Origin of the sequence: Lentibacillus juripiscarius (assembly GCF_042685205.1) — a bacterium.
Taxonomy (GTDB): domain Bacteria; phylum Bacillota; class Bacilli; order Bacillales; family Amphibacillaceae; genus Lentibacillus; species Lentibacillus juripiscarius.
Genome location: NZ_JBHUNA010000030.1, coordinates 19,038 through 38,070, shown reverse-complemented (window position 1 = coordinate 38,070; position 19,033 = coordinate 19,038). Strand labels below are relative to the sequence as shown.

General features: G+C 43.3%; 20 protein-coding genes and 2 other annotated features. Of the genes, 14 read left to right on the top strand and 6 right to left on the bottom strand.

All coding sequences use genetic code 11. The features are described 5' to 3' along the window. Window positions 1–11 precede the first annotated feature (11 nt). The 11 genes from dnaI to ACFSUO_RS12695 all read left to right on the top strand — a co-directional run bounded on the left by dnaI (window position 12) and on the right by ACFSUO_RS12695 (window position 9,473). Complete coding sequence (gene dnaI, locus ACFSUO_RS12745) at window positions 12–947, top strand: primosomal protein DnaI (RefSeq protein WP_382394656.1); 936 nt, start codon at window positions 12–14, stop codon at window positions 945–947. Window positions 948–1,167: 220 nt separating this feature from the next. After that, window positions 1,168–2,010: a sporulation protein YtxC gene (gene ytxC / locus ACFSUO_RS12740; RefSeq protein ID WP_382394869.1), complete on the top strand. Its 843-nt coding sequence runs from the start codon at window positions 1,168–1,170 to the stop codon at window positions 2,008–2,010. Window positions 2,011–2,072: 62 nt separating this feature from the next. Continuing rightward, window positions 2,073–2,292: a binding site (T-box leader), on the top strand. A gap of 76 nt (window positions 2,293–2,368) precedes the next feature. Then, window positions 2,369–4,318, top strand: a complete 1,950-nt coding sequence (gene thrS, locus ACFSUO_RS12735; RefSeq protein ID WP_382394654.1) for a threonine--tRNA ligase — start codon at window positions 2,369–2,371, stop codon at window positions 4,316–4,318. Window positions 4,319–4,464: 146 nt separating this feature from the next. Beyond that, window positions 4,465–4,590: a sequence feature (ribosomal protein L20 leader region), on the top strand. A 74-nt stretch (window positions 4,591–4,664) separates the two neighbouring features. After that, window positions 4,665–5,168, top strand: a complete 504-nt coding sequence (infC, locus tag ACFSUO_RS12730) for a translation initiation factor IF-3 (RefSeq protein WP_382394652.1) — start codon at window positions 4,665–4,667, stop codon at window positions 5,166–5,168. A 29-nt stretch (window positions 5,169–5,197) separates the two neighbouring features. Next, window positions 5,198–5,392: a 50S ribosomal protein L35 gene (gene rpmI, locus ACFSUO_RS12725; protein WP_382394650.1), complete on the top strand. Its 195-nt coding sequence runs from the start codon at window positions 5,198–5,200 to the stop codon at window positions 5,390–5,392. Window positions 5,393–5,466: 74 nt separating this feature from the next. After that, a complete protein-coding gene (gene rplT, locus ACFSUO_RS12720) occupies window positions 5,467–5,823 on the top strand; it encodes a 50S ribosomal protein L20 (RefSeq protein ID WP_382394648.1) in 357 nt (118 codons plus the stop codon). Between the two features lie 92 nt (window positions 5,824–5,915). Then, a complete protein-coding gene (locus ACFSUO_RS12715) occupies window positions 5,916–6,203 on the top strand; it encodes a DUF1294 domain-containing protein (protein WP_382394646.1) in 288 nt (95 codons plus the stop codon). Between the two features lie 320 nt (window positions 6,204–6,523). After that, a complete protein-coding gene (locus ACFSUO_RS12710) occupies window positions 6,524–7,096 on the top strand; it encodes a TVP38/TMEM64 family protein (RefSeq protein WP_382394644.1) in 573 nt (190 codons plus the stop codon). A 405-nt stretch (window positions 7,097–7,501) separates the two neighbouring features. Then, complete coding sequence (locus ACFSUO_RS12705) at window positions 7,502–7,987, top strand: dUTP diphosphatase (protein ID WP_382394642.1); 486 nt, start codon at window positions 7,502–7,504, stop codon at window positions 7,985–7,987. A gap of 63 nt (window positions 7,988–8,050) precedes the next feature. Continuing rightward, a complete protein-coding gene (locus ACFSUO_RS12700) occupies window positions 8,051–9,136 on the top strand; it encodes a M42 family metallopeptidase (RefSeq protein WP_382394640.1) in 1,086 nt (361 codons plus the stop codon). Window positions 9,137–9,305: 169 nt separating this feature from the next. Then, on the top strand, window positions 9,306–9,473 hold the full coding sequence (locus ACFSUO_RS12695; protein ID WP_382394638.1) for a hypothetical protein: 168 nt from the start codon (window positions 9,306–9,308) through the stop codon (window positions 9,471–9,473). Here the strand turns inward: ACFSUO_RS12695 and sspI are convergent. Then, on the bottom strand, window positions 9,435–9,656 hold the full coding sequence (sspI, locus tag ACFSUO_RS12690; protein WP_382394636.1) for a small acid-soluble spore protein SspI: 222 nt from the start codon (window positions 9,654–9,656) through the stop codon (window positions 9,435–9,437). The two genes, ACFSUO_RS12695 and sspI, sit on opposite strands and share 39 nt — an antisense overlap. 99 nt (window positions 9,657–9,755) lie before the next feature. Here sspI and ACFSUO_RS12685 point away from each other — a divergent pair, with 99 nt between their 5' ends. The 3 genes from ACFSUO_RS12685 (at window position 9,756) to pheT (ending at window position 14,328) form a co-directional block, all read left to right on the top strand. Further along, a complete protein-coding gene (locus tag ACFSUO_RS12685) occupies window positions 9,756–10,496 on the top strand; it encodes a TrmH family RNA methyltransferase (RefSeq protein WP_382394634.1) in 741 nt (246 codons plus the stop codon). Window positions 10,497–10,852: 356 nt separating this feature from the next. Further along, on the top strand, window positions 10,853–11,902 hold the full coding sequence (pheS, locus tag ACFSUO_RS12680) for a phenylalanine--tRNA ligase subunit alpha (RefSeq protein WP_382394632.1): 1,050 nt from the start codon (window positions 10,853–10,855) through the stop codon (window positions 11,900–11,902). Beyond that, entirely contained in the window at window positions 11,902–14,328 is a 2,427-nt protein-coding gene (gene pheT, locus ACFSUO_RS12675; protein ID WP_382394630.1) for a phenylalanine--tRNA ligase subunit beta, read from the top strand. The genes pheS and pheT overlap by 1 nt, the downstream gene beginning before the upstream one ends. Window positions 14,329–14,532: 204 nt before the next feature. On the opposite strand, the gene ACFSUO_RS12670 is transcribed toward pheT, so the two are convergent. From ACFSUO_RS12670 to merA, 5 genes are all read right to left on the bottom strand, one after another. Continuing rightward, complete coding sequence (locus ACFSUO_RS12670) at window positions 14,533–14,715, bottom strand: hypothetical protein (protein ID WP_068446700.1); 183 nt, start codon at window positions 14,713–14,715, stop codon at window positions 14,533–14,535. Between the two features lie 152 nt (window positions 14,716–14,867). Beyond that, entirely contained in the window at window positions 14,868–15,584 is a 717-nt protein-coding gene (locus ACFSUO_RS12665; RefSeq protein WP_382394628.1) for a dihydropteridine reductase, read from the bottom strand. A gap of 150 nt (window positions 15,585–15,734) precedes the next feature. Continuing rightward, on the bottom strand, window positions 15,735–16,802 hold the full coding sequence (locus ACFSUO_RS12660; protein WP_079708065.1) for a serine hydrolase: 1,068 nt from the start codon (window positions 16,800–16,802) through the stop codon (window positions 15,735–15,737). Between the two features lie 106 nt (window positions 16,803–16,908). Further along, window positions 16,909–17,307, bottom strand: a complete 399-nt coding sequence (locus ACFSUO_RS12655; protein ID WP_234032379.1) for a DUF3021 family protein — start codon at window positions 17,305–17,307, stop codon at window positions 16,909–16,911. A gap of 72 nt (window positions 17,308–17,379) precedes the next feature. Next, window positions 17,380–19,023, bottom strand: coding sequence for a mercury(II) reductase (gene merA / locus ACFSUO_RS12650; protein ID WP_076570160.1), 1,644 nt, complete (start codon window positions 19,021–19,023; stop codon window positions 17,380–17,382). Window positions 19,024–19,033: the final 10 nt, after the last annotated feature.

Below are 19,033 nucleotides of genomic sequence, written 5' to 3'. Positions count from 1 at the left end.
GGATGATTTACATGAAGCCGGTACAATCGGAACTGAAAAAATGGATGCAAAAAAACAAAAACTTCAAAGAAAATTATTTGCGTGTTCGGGAAGAAGTACTGAATGATCCGGAAATACAGGCATTCCTGTCACGAAATCCGCAGCTGTCCCAGCAGGAAGTGGACAAGAACCTGATTAAACTTCATGAATATAAGACACAATCCAAGCAGTGTGACAAGTGTGCATCATTCGGACAGTGTATCAACATGCTGCAAGGTTACTCCCCTGTTCTTCAGACTGAAAATGGCGAAATTCATCTGGTTTACGAGAAATGTCATAACAGGATTGATGTGGAAAAACAGCGGGAACAGCAGAGTCTTATTCAAAGTTTATATATGCCGAAAGAAATACTGGATGCAACGATAGCCGACATTGACCATGATAGTGAACGAGGAGAAGGTATTCGGCAGCTACTTCTTTTCCTGAATAATGCTAGCAACGAATTGCCTGCAAAAGGTATTTATTTCCACGGTCCATTCGGTGTCGGCAAGACTTATCTAATCGGTGCACTAGCCAATGCACTGAAAGAGTACAATAAATCATCGATGCTAATTTACATGCCTGAATTTGTCCGGGAAATGAAGAGCTCCATTAAAGATGATTCGATTAATGAAAAAATCAATTACTTTAAAAACACCGATGTGCTCATGCTTGATGATATCGGTGCGGAAACCCAGTCCGCCTGGTTCCGGGACGAAATACTTGGATCCATTCTGCAGTATCGGATGATGGAAAATATGCCAGTGTTCTTCACGTCCAACTACAGTCTGGAACAGTTGGAGCAGCAAATGGCCTCCACTAGCCGGGGCGGCAATGAAACAGTGAAAGCTGGCCGTATCATCGAGCGAATCAAACAGGTTAGTAAAGAAGTTGGTCTGGGTGGTGAAAACCGCCGGGATGGCCAGTAATTCTCATGAGAAACCACGGTCGGTCCGAAGGGTGTTTGTCTGGTTCAAGAAACTGGATAGACACCTTTTTTTGCAACAGGCACTAGCATCGTGCATCTCCCTATCTTACTGAGCCTGGACAAAGATAGTTACTAGTTTTTATGGAGTATACATGTTTCGGTATGGATGTCCATATAATGTAACAGTTTGGTCTTGGGTGAGGGTGATGTATTTGCTTGAAGTGTATTTCGAATCGGATAAAGAGGCAATACGTTTTTGTGAGTATTTATTTCAAATTAACAAAAAGCTTGAGCTGCACTGGAAAAACAATAAAGAATGGGGGAATCATTTACAGCTGGATTATCAGGTGCCCGGCAACGATCTAATGGAGACAATCGCCGAGGCAATGGTCGGTGTATTTGTTTCACATCGGCTAACGGATATGCTGGATGCTATTATTAAAGATTATTATTATTATTCGAATCCTGATGAAGTTGAACGCATTATGGATTTGTCCTATCGTATCGTCACGGGTGATGTGGATGATAGTCAGATTATAAGAAACAATAAGGATCCATGCCGTCTTCTTTACTCGCTTTTCTCCGCCAATATTAAACATTCCGGAGCGGTTCATTTTGATTCCATTGTCAACTTTCAGTCAAAAGTGTTTAAGGATCAGCTTGCTCACTATGTTGGACTGGCCATTGACGAATTCAAACTGGAAGAGGATCACCAAGCGTTTATTGACATGCTGCGCAACCATATCGGACAACGCAAATCCATGTTTCATACGGTTCACGTTCTCCAGGGCGAGCCGTTTTCTTTTTACAGACCGGATGGGAAACGCTTTTCCAGAATTGAACTGCGGAGGCTGATGCAAGAGGAACCGCTTTATATGGTTGGACTTGACGAGGATGAGTGGAATCTTGCACCACTGATTGCCATGTGTCCGGAAACCATCTATATTTACGGAGACAGCCCGTCAGATGCAAAAACACTGACCGTCATCAACGTCTTTCAGGAGCGCGTGACATTCGAACCAAAGAAGCGATTTCCATTTCCATATCAACTGACACATAAATGAAAAAAGGACTTGATTTTATGTGGAACGGGAGCTATAATAAAACAAATATCATTTTAAGCTAGTTAAAAGTAACGATAAGGACATGATTATTTGCCCCGGCAGCAAAGAGAAGGAAGTCATTGGCTGAAAGCTTCCACTGATCGGACAAATGATTACCCCCTTTGAACTCTGCTGTTGAACCGAGGAAGTAAACAGCAGCGCCTCATCAGCGTTAACGATCGATGAGCCGCAATTTTTTGCGGGAAATAGGGTGGAACCACGTGACCAGCGCTCGTCCCTTTGCTTTAAGCAGAGGGATGAGCGCTTTTATTATTGTAGGAAATAGCGAAACTAGGAATCATGGAAGGAGCAGTGGACGATGGAACAATTAACGATCACATTTCCAGACGGAGCAGAGAAACAGTTTCCTGCAGGGACTACAGGGGAGGACATTGCGGCCTCTATCTCCCCGGGGCTGAAAAAACAGGCACTTGCCGTTAAACTAGACGGGGAATTGGTGGATCTCCGCCGGGAACTCCCACATGACGGCACAATTGAAATTGTCACTTATAAGGACGATGCAGGTGTTGACATTATGCGCCATTCAACCGCACATCTACTCGCACAAGCGGTCACTAGGCTGTATGGCGATGTCAACTTTGGTGTCGGACCGGTAATTGAAGAAGGGTTCTATTACGATATGGACCTGGAACATTCCATCACACCGGAAGACTTACCAAAAATTGAAAAAGAAATGAAAAAGATTGTTGACGAGAATTTGGAGATAGAACGTGTGGAAGTTTCCCGTAATGCGGCAAGGGAAATGTTCCGGGAAATTGGTGATGATCTGAAACTGGAATTGATTGATGCTATTCCGGAAGATGAGCAAGTAACCATTTACAGGCAAGGGGAATTTTTTGACCTATGCCGTGGGGTTCACGTCCCATCAACAAGCAAGATCAAAGCATTTAAACTGCTGAGTGTATCTGGAGCCTATTGGCGCGGAGACAGCAATAATAAGCAGCTGCAGCGTGTATATGGCACAGCGTTTGAAAAGCAAGGACAGCTTGATGAACATTTAAAGATTCTTGAAGAACGGAAAGAACGTGATCATCGTAAACTTGGGAAAGAATTGGAGATCTTTAACGTTTCGCAAAAGGTTGGACAAGGACTGCCACTCTGGCTGCCAAAAGGTGCGACCATCCGCCGTAACATTGAGCGTTACATTGTCGATCTGGAAGAACGCCTTGGCTATGATCATGTGTATACACCAGTACTTGGCAGTGTTGAACTTTACAAAACAAGCGGACATTGGGACCACTATCAAGACGACATGTTCCCTGCAATGGAAATGGACAACGAAGACCTAGTCCTGCGCCCGATGAACTGTCCGCACCATATGATGGTGTACAAAAACCAGCTGTGGAGCTACCGCAATCTCCCAGTACGCATCGCGGAACTTGGCACGATGCACCGTTATGAAATGTCCGGTGCTTTGGCAGGACTGCAGCGGGTTCGCGCAATGACGCTGAATGATGCACATATCTTTGCCCGTCCGGACCAGCTTAAGGATGAATTTGTCCGAGTGGTCGAACTTGTTCAGAAAGTATACAAAGATTTCGGGATTGACGATTACTACTTCCGGCTTTCCTATCGTGATCCGGATGACAAGGCAAAATATATTGACAACGATGAAATGTGGGAAAAAGCACAGGCCATGCTGAAAGAAACGATGGAAGAAATGAATGTCGAATACATTGAAGCGGAAGGAGAAGCTGCCTTTTATGGTCCAAAACTTGATGTGCAGGTGAAAACAGCTTTAGGCAAGGACGAAACATTGTCGACTGTACAGCTTGATTACCAGCTGCCGGAACGATTCGATTTGACTTATATTGGCGAAGATGGCAATCAGCATCGTCCGGTTGTGATCCACCGCGGTGTTGTTTCCACCATGGAACGGTTTGTTGCTTTTCTGATTGAAGAATATAAAGGGGCATTTCCGACTTGGCTGGCACCAGTTCAGGTAAAAGTAATTCCTGTCGCACCGAAGGCTCATCTGGATTACGCCACGAAAGTTGCTGATAAATTACGGTATCAGGGTGTTCGCGTGGAGGTTGATGAACGAGATGAGAAAATTGGCTATAAGATAAGGGAAGCACAGACACAAAAAGTTCCATTTGCCTTAGTGCTTGGAGATAACGAAATCGAAAATGATGCTGTGAATGTCCGCCGTTATGGGGAAAATGATTCACAGACACTGGCCTACGAAGACTTTGAAACAATGATTAAAGAAGAAATAGATCAAAAGGTATTGCGGAAAAAACAATAAGATATCATCGGAATGCTGTGATGTTTCTGGGCTTTTCATTCTGCAGGAACCATGATACACTGACATTGGACGTATTAGCGATAGCAGGTGACGGTTGACAGAATATCCGATCAATGCTATTCTATAAAAGCTAAAATGAAATGATCTGAGACAAGAAGAAGCACCCGCTTCTCACCTGATCGACGCTGGTTTAGCAGTCGGCTGGTTCCGTACTTTTCAGCAAACGATGGAAGACGTGTGGGTGCATAGTATGCCCGCACGTTTTTGTTTGATAAAAATGGACACTTGTCAATGACGGATCAATAACATAAATAAAAAATGGAGGTGGCTGGCAATTAGCAAAGAGATGAACGTCAATGAAAAAATTCGTGCCCGCGAGGTGCGGCTGATCGATTCGAACGGCGATCAGCTGGGAGTGAAGTCACGTAACGAAGCGCTTGACATTGCCCAAACACGGGACCTTGATTTGGTTATGGTGGCACCGAACGCGAAACCACCAGTATGCCGGATCATGAATTACGGGAAATACCGTTTTGAACAGCAGAAGAAAGAAAAAGAAGCACGCAAAAAGCAAAAAGTTATCAATGTTAAAGAAGTACGTTTCACTCCCGGGATTGGCGAACATGATTTCAACACCAAATTAAAGAATGCAAGAAAATTCCTCTCCAATGGGGATAAAGTGAAGGCATCAGTACGTTTCCGTGGGCGTGCAATCACGCACAAAGACCTTGGCCGCGAAGTACTGGACCGGATGGCAGAGGAAACAAACGATGTTGCAACGGTTGAATCCAAGCCGAAGATGGAAGGCCGCAATATGTTTATGATGCTTGCACCAATTAAAGAAAAATAAGCTTTTAACTGTACAAGGAGGATACCAGTATGCCAAAAATGAAATCTCATAAAGGCTCACAGAAACGTTTCAGCAAAACAGGCACGGGCAAATTCAAACGCGGGCATGCATACACAAGCCACATGTTTGCGAATAAATCACAGAAACAAAAGCGTAAACTGCGTAAAACAACCACTGTTTCGAAAAGTGATTTCAGACGCATCAAAACAGTGCTTCCGTATTAATTAGTATATGACCGATTAATGTATAAAAACGACTATAAAAACATCTATTCAATCGTATTCAGGAGGGATTTACCATGCCACGTGTAAAAGGTGGAACAGTAACACGCCAGCGCCGTAAACGCGTATTAAAACTGGCAAAAGGGTATTATGGTTCGAAACGGACGCTATTTAAAACAGCCAAACAGCAAGTGATGAAATCCGGTCAGTATGCTTATCGTGACCGCAGACAGAAAAAACGTGATTTCCGCAAGCTTTGGATTGCACGTATCAATGCTGCAGCACGTATGAACGACATTTCATACAGCAGAATGATGCACGGTCTCAAACAGGCTGGTGTCGAAGTGAACCGCAAAATGCTGTCAGATCTTGCAGTTAATGATGAAAAAGCTTTCGCACAGCTCGCTGACAAAGCAAAAACTGCATTAAAATAACGTTCTGATTTACGTGTTTCATAATGTAGAAGAGAGTGGCCAAATCCTTTGAATGGGTTTGGCCCTTTTTTACTTGGAAGGGGATTTCCAGTATGGATGTTGCAAATCTGGTTTTGTTTTATTTGATAGGGATCAATGCCATCACGTTTATGTTAATGGCGCTCGACAAACATAAGGCGAAAAAACATGTTTACCGCATACCGGAACGGACTATCTGGACGCTGGCCATTTTAGGCGGTGCGGTCGGTGTCTTTCTTGGAATGAGGCAATTTCGTCATAAAACGAAACACCGCTCGTTTACGATCGGTGTGCCAATACTGATTCTGCTGCAGGCAGCTATTTTCCTCCGCTTTCTTTTCTCACGCATTAACGGGCTGTAAAACCCCCCGCCTTTAAAGTGGAAAAGCCAAAAACGGAAGGTGGGGGATAAACAGCCCGGCCGATAATAACGCGACGTCCTCGAAAAAGAAAAGCTTTTTTTCTCACGAAGAGGCTGTGCTGTCGCAGCTTTCCTTGTCCTGTCGCAACGCTTGCACTAGCACGTCCTGTGCATCGTAAATTCCTGATTCGTTCTACTAACAATCAGTGGGAGATAAAAAAATCTCACTGATTGAAGTTTCACTTCATGTCATAAAGGCTCGTCTCTTGTCATATAGATGTACCAATTGGATGAAATAAGGAGTGATGAAGGAGGGAAGAGATGGAGCTGTTGGGCAATTACCTGTTGGCATTTATTGAAACTGGCGGTCTGTTTGCACCGGTCTTATTCATTAGTTTTCATTTACTAAGGCCGCTTTTTTTCCTCCCGGTCGTGTTTATATGTATTTCGGGTGGTGTCCTCTTTGGAGCTGCAGCGGGTACTTTATATTCGGTTATCGGGATAACGTTGTCCAGTATGATGTTTTACGGCTTAATCAACTGGATGCCGAAAACATTTGCCAAACTGATACGGCTAAAGCAGCGGTTAATCGGCAATAATGCTGCGTTTACTGCATCCCAAATAGCTGTACTGCGACTCGTGCCATTTATCCATTTTCATCTGCTGTCATTGTGTCTGATTGAGATTTCTGCTAACTTCAGAGACTACACAAAATCATCATTGCTTACCAATATACCACTTGCATTTATTTACACCTCTGTCGGCCAATGGATTTCACGTTTGTCCCCGCTGTACATCCTCTTATTCTTGCTTGCCCTGCTGCCGTTTATCTATCTCTTGCGCAGAAAAGAAATGATTATAAAATGGGATGAATTTTTCCAGGTCAGTACATGATGGCCACATGCACATCCGGGCGCACGGGTGTGCATGGTTTTTTGGTAGACAAGGAGGTATAAATATTTTCTTACTGTATAAGTGCAACTAGGGCGCGCGCCTTCTACCGATCCGGAAATACTTGGATGCTTGTCGTGTTGCAAGTTTATTCAGCGGAACTGCACTCCTCGCAGGTCTTGGTCCTGAGAAAGCTTCTCTCGGACTTTTCGGCTGTATTCGGTTGGGCTTTTGACCTTGAGAAGCTCTCTCCTGGACTTTTGGTGACGCAAAAAGCAACAGTCTTTTAGGAATCTCTTTAGCGATAAGCCAAGTTTTCTAATTGCATGATTTTGTTTTCTGTTTCTTCCCACACTGTTTTCACCTGAACGTGTTACAATGAAGGAAAAGGGAAATGGGGGGCTTTCCATGGAATGGTCATCATTATACGTGATGCAAAAGCAACTGGATGATTATATTGAAACGCATCATCAATTGGTGAATGAGGACTTATTTGAAAAAAAATACCTTGCTCTGCTGACGGAATTAGGCGAACTGGCAAATGAGACAAGATGCTTTAAGTTCTGGAGCACTAAACCAAGGAATAAACAATCGGTCATTTTGGAAGAATACGTTGATGGTATTCATTTCATTCTTTCACTAGGTATGGAAAAAGGATACCGGAGTGCACCTGATCCAGTAAATGCTGCGGCACCGGATGAGTCTGGCCAATTTATTCGGGTTTACGACACATGTGCTAACTTTTATCATCATCCATCTGAACAGCTTTACAAAGAATTGCTTGGGCAGTATGTGAAACTTGGGGAGCTGCTCGGATTTGACGAACAAGCCGTCATTGATGCATACCGAGAGAAAAATGAAATTAATTATGAGCGGCAGGATCAGGGATACTAATGTGAAAATAGTTTGTCATTATGGCTGAAAACGTTATAATGAAGAAAAAGGAGGCAATTACATATGGCAAAGTTAGATGAAACAAATACGATGCTAAAAGACTTGACCGATGCAAGAGGAATCCCGGGAAATGAAAAGGAACCAAGGGAGGTCATGGAAAAATATATTTCCCCGTATGCTGATGATGTGTATACGGACAACCTTGGCAGTCTGATAGCGAAGAAGTCCGGGGATGTGGATGGACCGAAAATCATGGTTGCCGGCCATCTGGATGAAGTAGGTTTTATGGTAACCAGAATCGACGATAACGGTTTTATTTATTTCCAGACAGTTGGAGGCTGGTGGGAGCAGGTGATGCTTGCTCAGCGTGTTACCATTATGACCGCTAAAGGAGACATAACAGGCCTGATTGGTTCCAAACCGCCACATGTGCTGTCCAGCGAGGAACGCAAAAAGCCTGTGAAAATAAAGGATATGTTTATCGATATCGGTGCAGCTGACAGAGAGGAAGCACAAGAATTCGGGGTACGCCCAGGTGACTCGATTGTCCCTTATTTTGAATTCACCCAAATGAAAAATGAAAAAATGCTAATGGCAAAAGCCTGGGATAATCGGATTGGCTGTGCGATAGCCATTGAAGTACTGAAACAGCTGAAAGAGGAGAAACATCCAAATACAGTATACGGTGTCGGCACAATTCAGGAAGAAGTTGGACTGCGCGGTGCACGCACTTCTGCCCATGCTATTAAGCCGGATATTGGTTTTGGTGTCGATGTTGGTATTGCTGGGGATATGCCCGGTGTTTCGGACAAGGAAGCCGACAGCAAGCTTGGTAAAGGGCCACAGATCATCATTTATGATGCATCGATGGTACCAAGTATGGGAGTCCGTGACTTGGTGGTTGATACCGCCGATGAGAAAAATATTCCGTACCAGTTCGCATCCATGGCCGGCGGTGGCACAGATTCCGGGTCCATCCATTTGACAGCGGATGGGGTGCCATCATTGTCCATTACGATTGCAACTCGTTATATTCACTCTCATGCTGCTATTTTGCACCGTGATGATTTTGAAAATGCCGTAAAACTGATTGTGGAGACCATCAAAAAGCTGGATAGTGACAAAGTGAAAGAAATCAAACTGGGCTAAAAGTTTTTTCCAAAAATAAAAAACGGCACTCCGATTGTAACTTGGGGTGCCGTTTTTGCATTTTAAAACTTGCTGTCATGCTAAATAGGTGTTCATGACTTTATTAACGTAGTGCTTTGTTTCGTTATTCTAAAATACCGTAGAAAAATGAGGGAGATGCTTTCTCATAATGGATATACGCAGTTCAGGCAACGTCGACAAGTATCAGGGCATCCCGCCAGTTTATACCGATACAGCTGAAAGGACAACCATTTTTACAGAATTGGCTGCAAAAAAGGCGAATGTGCTGACATCCGCCTTACGCATCATTTGCCTGTTTGACGCCCTGTTCGAGTGATTCAATCATTTCCTGCTTGTCTTGTTCGTCTGACTGTTTCCAAATTAGTTCAAACAGTACGCCAAGACCTGGTAGCATTTTTTCTTCGCCTGCCTGAATCGCATCGACAATCGTTGCCTCCAATTGCTCCTGATCATTGGAAGCGATGTTGGATAAAATCGCTTTCCGTAAATTAAGATCCATGATACCACCTCTTCTGATTGTTGAAACTAAGGATAGTTTGACCTGTGAACCCTAAAATATGTATGATAAGAAAGAAAAACAATTCGTGTGGGGATGAGTATGGTTATAACGTCATTGCAAAATGAACAGGTGAAAAAATGGAATAAATTGCACAAACGAAAAGGACGCATGCAGGCAGGTATGTTTCTTGTGGAAGGATTCCATTTAGTGGAAGAGGCCTACCAAAGCGGGTGGGAGATTGCCGAGATTATTGTACAGGAAGAAATGGACCGTCCTGACTGGTGTAAGCACCTGCCAGTTGTTATGGTCAGCAGGAAAGTGCTGCAGCATATTACACAGACAGAAACCCCGCAAGGCATCGCAGCAACTGTGTACATGAAAGAGCCAGAGGAGATAACTGGCAATACGGTGCTTCTAATGGATGCCATCCAAGATCCGGGCAATGTCGGCACGATTATTCGAACAGCGGATGCCGCTGGTTTTGCTGGCGTCGTACTTGGGGAAGACACGGCTGATTTGTTTAATGACAAAGTAATCCGATCAACTCAAGGGTCATTGTTTCATTTGCCAATTGTACAGGCTGATTTAAAAGAAAAAGTTCCTGCAATGCAGCAGGAAGGATTCACTGTTTGGGCTGCTGCACTCCGGAATGCCTCCTCCTTTGAAAAACTGGACGTCAGTCAGCGAACGGCGTTAATCGTTGGAAACGAAGGAGCAGGGATCAGGGAAGACATTATCGAATTGGCTGATCAATCGGTCACTATCCCTGTCCGCGGACAAGCAGAATCGCTGAATGTCAGTGTCGCAGCCGGTATTTTAATGTATTATATTCACGGTTAAAGGCTTGCATATTTCGGCAAAACTATTTATAATAAAAGAAATTTGATGGAAAATGAATTTTAAAGGCGTTGAAAGAGACGTGCTGTAAAGGATTGCAGCAGCTAAAGGGAAGAGGTGTCACGGACTGAAAGCATCTCACTGCGGCATTTATGGCAACTTCACTCTGGAGCCGGCACTTGGACCTTATGCTTAAGTAAAGGTGCACCGGATTAACGATCCGTTAACAACGAGAGCTGGACACAGGACAATTGTGTCAACAAGGGTGGTACCGCGATATCATAGCCTCGTCCCTTTGATGGGATGGGGCTTTTTATATTGACCGAAACTGCCGAACAACCGTATAAGGAGGTATAGTGATGAAAGAACAATTAGAAGCAATCCGCCGGGAAGCACTTGATAAAATAGATGGAGCAGCTGATTTAAAGGCACTTCAGGACATCAAAGTGACTTATTTGGGTAAGAAAGGGTCACTTACAAGTGTACTGCGGGGAATGGGCAGCCTTTCCAAAGAAGAAAGACCTGCAGTAGGAGAGATGGCCAACAATGTTCGCGAGGCTATCACAAATGAAATTGCGAAAAAGACGGACGAACTTGAAAAAGCCGCATTGGAGGAAAAACTGGAAAAAGAGGCGATAGACGTCACATTGCCGGGCCGTCCGATTCACGTTGGCGGACCACATCTTCTGACAAGCATTATCGAGGAAATAGAGGACTTATTTATTGGCATGGGTTTTGAAGTGCGGGAAGGTCCGGAAGTGGAAACGGATTACTACAACTTTGAAGCGCTGAATCTTCCTAAAGGACATCCGGCACGTGACATGCAGGATACATTTTACTTAACAAATGAGCTGCTGCTAAGAACACATACATCACCTGTACAGGCAAGAACCATGCAGCAATATGGCGGGTCCCGCTCAGTCAAAATGATTTGCCCGGGAAAGGTTTACCGCCGGGATACAGACGATGCGACCCATTCCCATCAGTTCACACAGATTGAAGGGCTCTATGTTGACAAGCATGTCCGGATGAGTGATTTGAAAGGGGTTCTTGACAAATTCGCCAAAAGCATGTTTGGTGATGACCGCAAGATCCGTTTACGCCCAAGCTTTTTCCCTTTTACAGAGCCATCGGTGGAAATGGATATCTCCTGTAAGGTATGCCATGGTGGTGGTTGTTCGGTCTGTAAGCACTCCGGTTGGATTGAAATCCTTGGCGCTGGGATGGTACACCCGAATGTTCTGGAAATGGCTGGATATGATCCGGAAATTTATACTGGTTTTGCATTCGGGATGGGGCCGGAACGTATCGCAATGCTGAAATATGGAATTGATGATATTCGGAACTTCTATACAAATGACAAACGCTTTCTTACTCAATATCATCATGTAAAAGGAGGTACATTATAGTGCTTGTATCGATAAATTGGCTGAACAATTATGTTGATACTGGTTCGATTTCCCCTGAAGAATTAGCGGAATTAATTACGAAAACCGGTATCGAAGTGGATGGAATTGACCATATCGCCGAACAAAGCAGCAATGTTGTTATCGGCCATGTTGACGCGTGTGACCAGCACCCGAATGCGGATAAGCTGAATCTTTGCCAGGTCGATGTTGGTGATGAAAAATTGCAGATTATATGCGGGGCACCGAACGTCAGACAAGGACAAAAGGTGGCAGTTGCCAAACCAGGTGCTGTGTTACCGGGCAATATGAAAATAAAAAAAGCAAAACTGCGCGGAGTCGAATCAAACGGCATGATTTGCTCGCTGCAGGAACTTGGCATCGCGGAAAAATACGTACCGAAAGATGTTGCAGACGGCATTTTCGTTTTCCCTGACGATACGGCCGTTGGTGCGGATGTTCAGCGCCTTCTGAATTTGGATGATGCGGTGCTGGAATTTGACTTAACGCCAAACCGTTCGGATGCTTTAAGCATGCTCGGTGTTGCATATGAAACGTCAGCGATTCTGGATAAAGAGCTGACAATGCCGGATGAAGGTGTGCAACCTGACAGCGAGCTTGCGTCAGACTATATTTCTGTTGATGTAGAGGCAACGGATTTGAATCCATATTACGGGGCATTTATCGTAAAGGATATTGAGGTAAAACCATCCCCGCTATGGATGCGCAATGCCCTGATGGCCGCCGGAATTAGGCCAATAAATAATGTGGTCGATATTACCAACTATGTGCTGCTGGAGTATGGTCAGCCGCTGCATGCATTTGACTATGACCGTTTTGGTTCCAGCAACGTTGTCGTCCGGCGTGCCGGTGATGATGAACGCATGACGACACTGGACGGGGAGGAAAGAGTCTTGTCCGGTGATAACCTTGTTATTACAAACGGAGAAGAGCCTGTTGCACTTGCCGGTGTCATGGGCGGTTCGAATACCGAAGTAAATGACAACACGAAAACGATTTTGCTGGAAGCAGCATATTTCTCCCCGCAGGCAGTGCGTACAACTGTAAGAGATACAGGGCTCCGTAGTGATTCCAGTACGCGATTCGAAAAGGGTGTTGACCCTAATAGGGTTGAACGTGCCGGATTCCGGGCCTGTCACCTGCTTGAAGAGTATGCCGGAGCAACCGTACTAACCGGACCAGTTGTTTTTGACGAATTGGACCGTACCGAAAAAACGGTAGCTATCACAGAAAAGGCGATCAATCATCGCCTGGGAACGGTAATTACTTCAGCTGAAATAGAAACCATCTTAACCAAACTGCAATTTCCGTTTGTGGAAAACGATGATGTGTTCACCGTAACGGTTCCGACCCGCCGCGGGGATATTGTCATTTTTGAGGATATGCTGGAGGAAATTGCACGCATGTACGGGTATGATAACCTGCCATACACACTTCCAGAAGGATCATCACAGGCAGGCGGACTGACAAAACGGCAGGAGCTGAAACGAGCAATAAGCAGTTATTTACAGGGTGCCGGACTGATGGAGACGATTACGTATTCACTGACCGATGAAGCTTCGATAGGCCGGCTGATGAGTCCAGATCTGCGCATGAAAGAACCTGAACCTGTCAAACTTCCAATGCCAATGAGTGAAGACCACAATTATTTGCGGCTAGGCATGCTGCCGGAATTGCTGAAGTCAGTAGCGTACAACCGGGCAAGGAACCAAATGGACATCAGCTATTTTGAAATGGGAAATGTGTTTATTTCGAATGAACAAACACTTTCACATCAGCCGAAGGAAAATTTGCGGTTAGCAGGTGCCATGACTGGTATGTGGCTGCGTCATCCGTGGCAGCATGAGCAGAAACAAGTCGATTTCTATCTTATCAAAGGAGTGGTTGAAGGACTGTTCGCATTTCTGGATATCCCGATTTCCTTTGAACAGGCGAAATTGCCTGATATGCATCCTGGCCGGTGTGCTTCCATTTCGATAGATGGACGTACCATCGGATTTCTGGGCCAGACACATCCGGTTATGGAAAAAGACATGGACCTTGGCGAAACATTTGTGTTTGATATCGACTTGGAGAAGGTCATGGATTTGTACACGAATACAACGGGCTATGAACCGATTCCGAAATATCCAGCCATCGCAAGGGACATTGCATTCATTGTGGATGAAGATGTGAAGGCAGGGGATATTAAAGAAACCATTGAAACGGAAGGGACACCGCTGGTTAAAAATGTCCGGATTTTCGATGTCTACAAAGGGGAGAATTTACCTGAAGGCAAAAAATCAATTGCCTACAGCCTGTTCTACCAGGACCCGGAAAAGACACTGCAAGACGATGAGGTTGAACAGTCCTATCAAAGAATCGTTACAAGTGTCAATGAGAAGTTTGATGCGTACGTGCGTTCATAATATAAGCTGATGAATGCTGATAGAGCAACCGCCAATCTGGGGTAAGTAGTTCTCTTACCGCAGACCATTGTTCAGGTTAATTAACTAGAAAATGGACGTATTAAAAAACATTACTCTGTGGCGGTCTTCGTTATTAAAAATAAAACAGCTCAGTTCACATTAACTGAGCTGTTTTATTTAATTATTAAACAACCGCGCCCGTTTTTACAAACCCGTTAATTGATCTCCTCTATTCGAGCCTAAAAGCGTGAATATTGCTGAAATAATAACAAAATACGCCCAGTAGCTATTATTGTATACCGCCAACACTATGCCAATAACCCCTAATAATAAAGACGTTGCTGTTAATGACCACCATTTTGCGTCTTTTAGTACTGCCCAGTTCAATTATTACACCCCCTTTTTCCTTCAACTTGGACGTCATAACCAACATTATTTAATGGCCCGATAAGCCAAGAAAAGTCGTAATTATTATTCCGTTCTTGCGCCCTTTAATGGAACATCTATTTAGTATTTACCAAGAAAATACTTTGTCTCGCTTAAATTAACAAATCAAATGATAAAAACTGAGGCAGTTCTTGTTCATGCTTGTCGAGAATAATCTGTTCCGGCTTGATGCCCTGCTCACGCAGTACTTCAATGTTCTGCACGAGGAATTCGTCGCTGCCGACAACGTAGAAGAGTCCATCCCTATCTGTAGCAAGATGTTTCACTTCTTCATAGTAATCTTTACGGTTATCGACAAACCGTGATGTGAACTTCTTGTCAGGTGCGGATTCAAAAATATTAGTGAATAAGAACTCTTTTGATGAATCGATGTTCAGGGAATGAATTTGATTGACGTTGTCAGCACGTTGGAAATAATCAAGTACAAGCGGTCTGAAAGTTGCTAGGCCGACACCTGATGACAACAGGTAAACATTTTTGTCTTCTCTTTTAAGCGGTACATTCGAATGGGTTTTAAATATTGCAACTTCATTGCCGATCTCAAGATTTCTTAAGATCGTTTTAAACTCAGAGCACTGCTCTCTGATGCGTGTTGTGATACCAATTGAATTTTCGTGCGGTAAGGTAGAAATTGACATGTGGCGAATCAGGCTACGGTTTGGTTTATCTCCGGCATTAAAACCTTCCAGTGCGAAGTGGGTGTGGGAACCTTCTTCCCATGTAAAGTCTTCCGGACAGTCGAGCAGGTACGTTTTAACCTCAGGTGCTTCTTCAATAATCTTATTTATTTTAGTCCAGTATATTTGCATTATATATTCTCCTTACTCAATTATCTGTATCGTTTACTATCTAATATACAATAATTGATAACAATTCTCAATTAAACGGATTGATTATTTCAGATAATTCACTGCTTAAATTGCCCTTTATTCCGCAAGTGCGCCCGTTTGTGTAATACTTTAACTTGCTAATTCCTTTACTTTTTTTCTAAACTCCGTATCTGTGGCAACACTTACAACAAAGTCATTGAATATATTTCCTATCCAATACAATTCTCCACCTTTGTCATCCTCGATAAACAGAGAAACCGATATCGTGGTATCTTGAGATTCTTTATATAAGGCAGAAGTTATTACATATGGTGTAGCTCCACCCTTGTACCAAAAATAGTCATCCTGGCCATTTTTGACGTTTTTACCTATTAATATTTCGCTAAATAAGTCTTTTTCCTTTTTGGTTAAGAGTTCCTTTCCCAACCTAAGCATTAGGTCAGCATATTGCTTGGTCGATGAAAAAGCCATTTTTTTAGTGATTAAAAGTTGCGTTTTCTGATCCAGCATTTTAGACGTTTTTTCTTTAAGATAATCACTTTCATCATCTTTCATTTTTTCAAATAATTCATTCGATAATTCTTCGTACGATTGCCCATTCATTGCATTTATCTTATTTATAGCTAGCTTCCGTTTATTTGATAAATATCCCGGCATTATGACAGGTGGTGTTAAATAACTTATTTTATCGTGATTTAGCTGGAGCACTTCGATACTTTCGTTAATAACGTCTACTCCGATTTTATTTATTAGAAAATCCGTACAGGCATTAGAACTGAATTGCATCATTCCTTTAGCTATTTCTAATAAAGATACTTCAGTCGGATAGTTTATAGACCTTTTCCAGTTAGGATGAGCGCCTCCATCTGTATCTTGAATGTAATATTTATCAAGTTCTTTTAATTTTACCTTGTCAGTAATGGAGATTTTGTTACTCATTGCACTCTTAACAAAATTAAATGCTATTATTATTTTCAAGGTACTCGCTAACGGAAACTTTTTATCAGAGTTTATAGCTAGCGTATCTTGACCATCTTCTTTAAGCGTAATAGATAATGAACCTTTATGTTTTTTAAAGTAATTTAATAGGTCATATTTATCTTTCTTCATATTATGCTTATTCAAGGCAATTCCTGAAATAACAAACACGATTGTTAGTGTTAATAATATTGCTAAACCTATAATAATAATCTTCACTTTTCATCTCCTAGAAATTTCGTTTAATTACCTGCCCCATTTCCGCAAAGTAACAAGCCCATCCTTATTCCAGATAGGCACCCGATTGTGGTATACACTTAATTATTTACCAAGAAAAAATTCTGGCTAATATAAAAAATAAGGACCATAAAATTATGCCAACAAAAGCAAAAAGAATAAAAATTTTAACAGCGTCAAATACAGATGCAATCGTAAACCAACCACTTAATAAAAGGATAGGATAAATTGTTATAAGCATTATTATAAAATGGACACCGCTTCGTTTAATCAAACTCCAATGCTCTATGTTATAAATAATGGATGCAGCGCCGACAAAAAAAGCGATCAGGCTTGCAACAAATGTACCTTTAGCATCCGAGTACTTTCCTTGAAAATAAAGTAATAAAGCAATACCGCTCATAATGATGAATGGTATTCCACCTCTTAAAAGAGCATTCATAACCAAAATCTCTAACCTTCTTTCAAAAAATATATTCTTATTCAAGAAAATGGTCCAATAATGCCACTTTAGGCACCGTTCTTTATTCCGTGTTCGCGCCCGTTTGAGGAAGCTCAATTAACCTGCACAACAAGATAATTTAGAAACGTCCTTATCAAAAGTCAAGGCTGCGAGTTTCAAACCTTCAGCCATGGTTAAATAAGGCGCAAAGCTATTCGTAAGGTCATCAATGGTCAATCCGAATTGCACCGCCAACGTCGCTGTATAAATAACATCCCCGGCATTTTCACTGACGATATGGGCACCGATTAATTTCCGAGTTTGACCATCCACGATAAGTTTATAGACACCGGTTGTTTCCTGATTAACCAATGCCCTCGGCACAGCGTCCAACGGCAGAACCGACGTTTTCACGTCGTAACCTTTTGCTTTGGCTTGTTGCTCGGTCAGGCCAACCGTCGCGATCGACGGGTTCGTGAAAGTCACCCCGGGCACAAATCGAAGATCGATTTTCCGTTTGGTCACACCGAGTGCATTGTCCGCGACAATACCCCCTTCATACGCCGCAACATACACGAATTGTGAACCGAGTGTCACATCCCCTGCGGCATAAATGCGGTCATTAGTCGTTTGCAAAAATTCGTTGGTAAGCACTTCCCCTTTTTTGCCTGTTTTCACACTGGCTGCTTCCAGATTTAGGCTCTCTGTGTTTGGCTTTCTGCCTGTTGCCACCAATATCTGATCGGCTTCAATAACTTGTTTTTCGCCATTCACTTCAATCGTCACGCTTTTGGTATCACCGTTTTGCTCGACTTTTTGATAGGTAACCCCAGTGATCAGGTTGATCCCCTGCTCCCTTAAAGCTTCATCGATGGCGTCGGAAACCTCCGGCTCGTACGTTTTAAACAAACGCTCACTTCGCTGCATGAGCGTCACGTCTGTTCCGAAATTGTGAAACATTTGGCCCAATTCCGCGGCGATGTACCCGGAACCGATCACGGCAAGGCGTTTTGGTACTTCTTTCAATTCAAGGGCTGTCGTGCTCGTTAAATAATCGACGTCCTTCAATCCCGGAATATCTGGAACGGCCGGATTTGCCCCCGTTGCAATTAAAAAGCTTTTGGCTGTGATGTGCTCTCCATTCACTTGAATCGTTTTTTCATCAACAAACGAGGCTTCACCACGAATCAAATCAAATCCATATTCGTCGATCAGATTGATATATTTTTCCTGACGCATTTGACTGACCAATTCATCTTTTTGCTCGGTCAATTTCGCAAGGTTAACACCACCAGCACCTGTTTGTAATCCGTTAAATGGATGGTTCTGTGCCAATCCATTGATGTCACCGGCACGAAGCATGGTTTTTGATGGGACACAACCGATGTTGACGCAGGTCCCCCCAACCGTGCCACGTTCCACCATGGCCACTTTGGCGCCGTTTTCGCTCGCTTTGATTGCGGCTGAAAAGGCCGCACCACCTGACCCGACAATCAGAAGGTCATAATCGCCATCTCGATCGAATGCCACAAAGCTGCCAGTAGTTTGAATTTCTTCTTCATCGGGGTGATAGCCAGTCTCCTCAATGTTTTGCTTTGCTTGGTCGATCCAGTCCTCGCTTAATTGAAAAATCGCCTCGCCGCGCCGAAAATTAGCTGACACATTTTTGGCACCGGCTTGTTCCAACGCTTCGGTTACATGTTCTTCACAACCCGTGCAAGTCATGCCTTGCACGGGTAATTTATATTGATTGACGGTCATTTGAATCCCT

Bases quoted from the DNA above. Each gene is read 5' to 3' on its own strand.
- dnaI (WP_382394656.1), top strand. From the start codon at position 12: ATGAAGCCGGTACAATCGGAACTGAAAAAATGGATGCAAAAAAACAAA.
- thrS (WP_382394654.1), top strand. From the start codon at position 2,369: ATGGAACAATTAACGATCACATTTCCAGACGGAGCAGAGAAACAGTTT.
- infC (WP_382394652.1), top strand. From the start codon at position 4,665: ATGAACGTCAATGAAAAAATTCGTGCCCGCGAGGTGCGGCTGATCGAT.
- rpmI (WP_382394650.1), top strand. From the start codon at position 5,198: ATGCCAAAAATGAAATCTCATAAAGGCTCACAGAAACGTTTCAGCAAA.
- rplT (WP_382394648.1), top strand. From the start codon at position 5,467: ATGCCACGTGTAAAAGGTGGAACAGTAACACGCCAGCGCCGTAAACGC.
- ACFSUO_RS12715 (WP_382394646.1), top strand. From the start codon at position 5,916: ATGGATGTTGCAAATCTGGTTTTGTTTTATTTGATAGGGATCAATGCC.
- ACFSUO_RS12710 (WP_382394644.1), top strand. From the start codon at position 6,524: ATGGAGCTGTTGGGCAATTACCTGTTGGCATTTATTGAAACTGGCGGT.
- ACFSUO_RS12705 (WP_382394642.1), top strand. From the start codon at position 7,502: ATGGAATGGTCATCATTATACGTGATGCAAAAGCAACTGGATGATTAT.
- ACFSUO_RS12700 (WP_382394640.1), top strand. From the start codon at position 8,051: ATGGCAAAGTTAGATGAAACAAATACGATGCTAAAAGACTTGACCGAT.
- ACFSUO_RS12695 (WP_382394638.1), top strand. From the start codon at position 9,306: ATGGATATACGCAGTTCAGGCAACGTCGACAAGTATCAGGGCATCCCG.
- sspI (WP_382394636.1), bottom strand. From the start codon at position 9,656: ATGGATCTTAATTTACGGAAAGCGATTTTATCCAACATCGCTTCCAAT.
- ACFSUO_RS12685 (WP_382394634.1), top strand. From the start codon at position 9,756: ATGGTTATAACGTCATTGCAAAATGAACAGGTGAAAAAATGGAATAAA.
- pheS (WP_382394632.1), top strand. From the start codon at position 10,853: ATGAAAGAACAATTAGAAGCAATCCGCCGGGAAGCACTTGATAAAATA.
- ACFSUO_RS12665 (WP_382394628.1), bottom strand. From the start codon at position 15,584: ATGCAAATATACTGGACTAAAATAAATAAGATTATTGAAGAAGCACCT.
- merA (WP_076570160.1), bottom strand. From the start codon at position 19,023: ATGACCGTCAATCAATATAAATTACCCGTGCAAGGCATGACTTGCACG.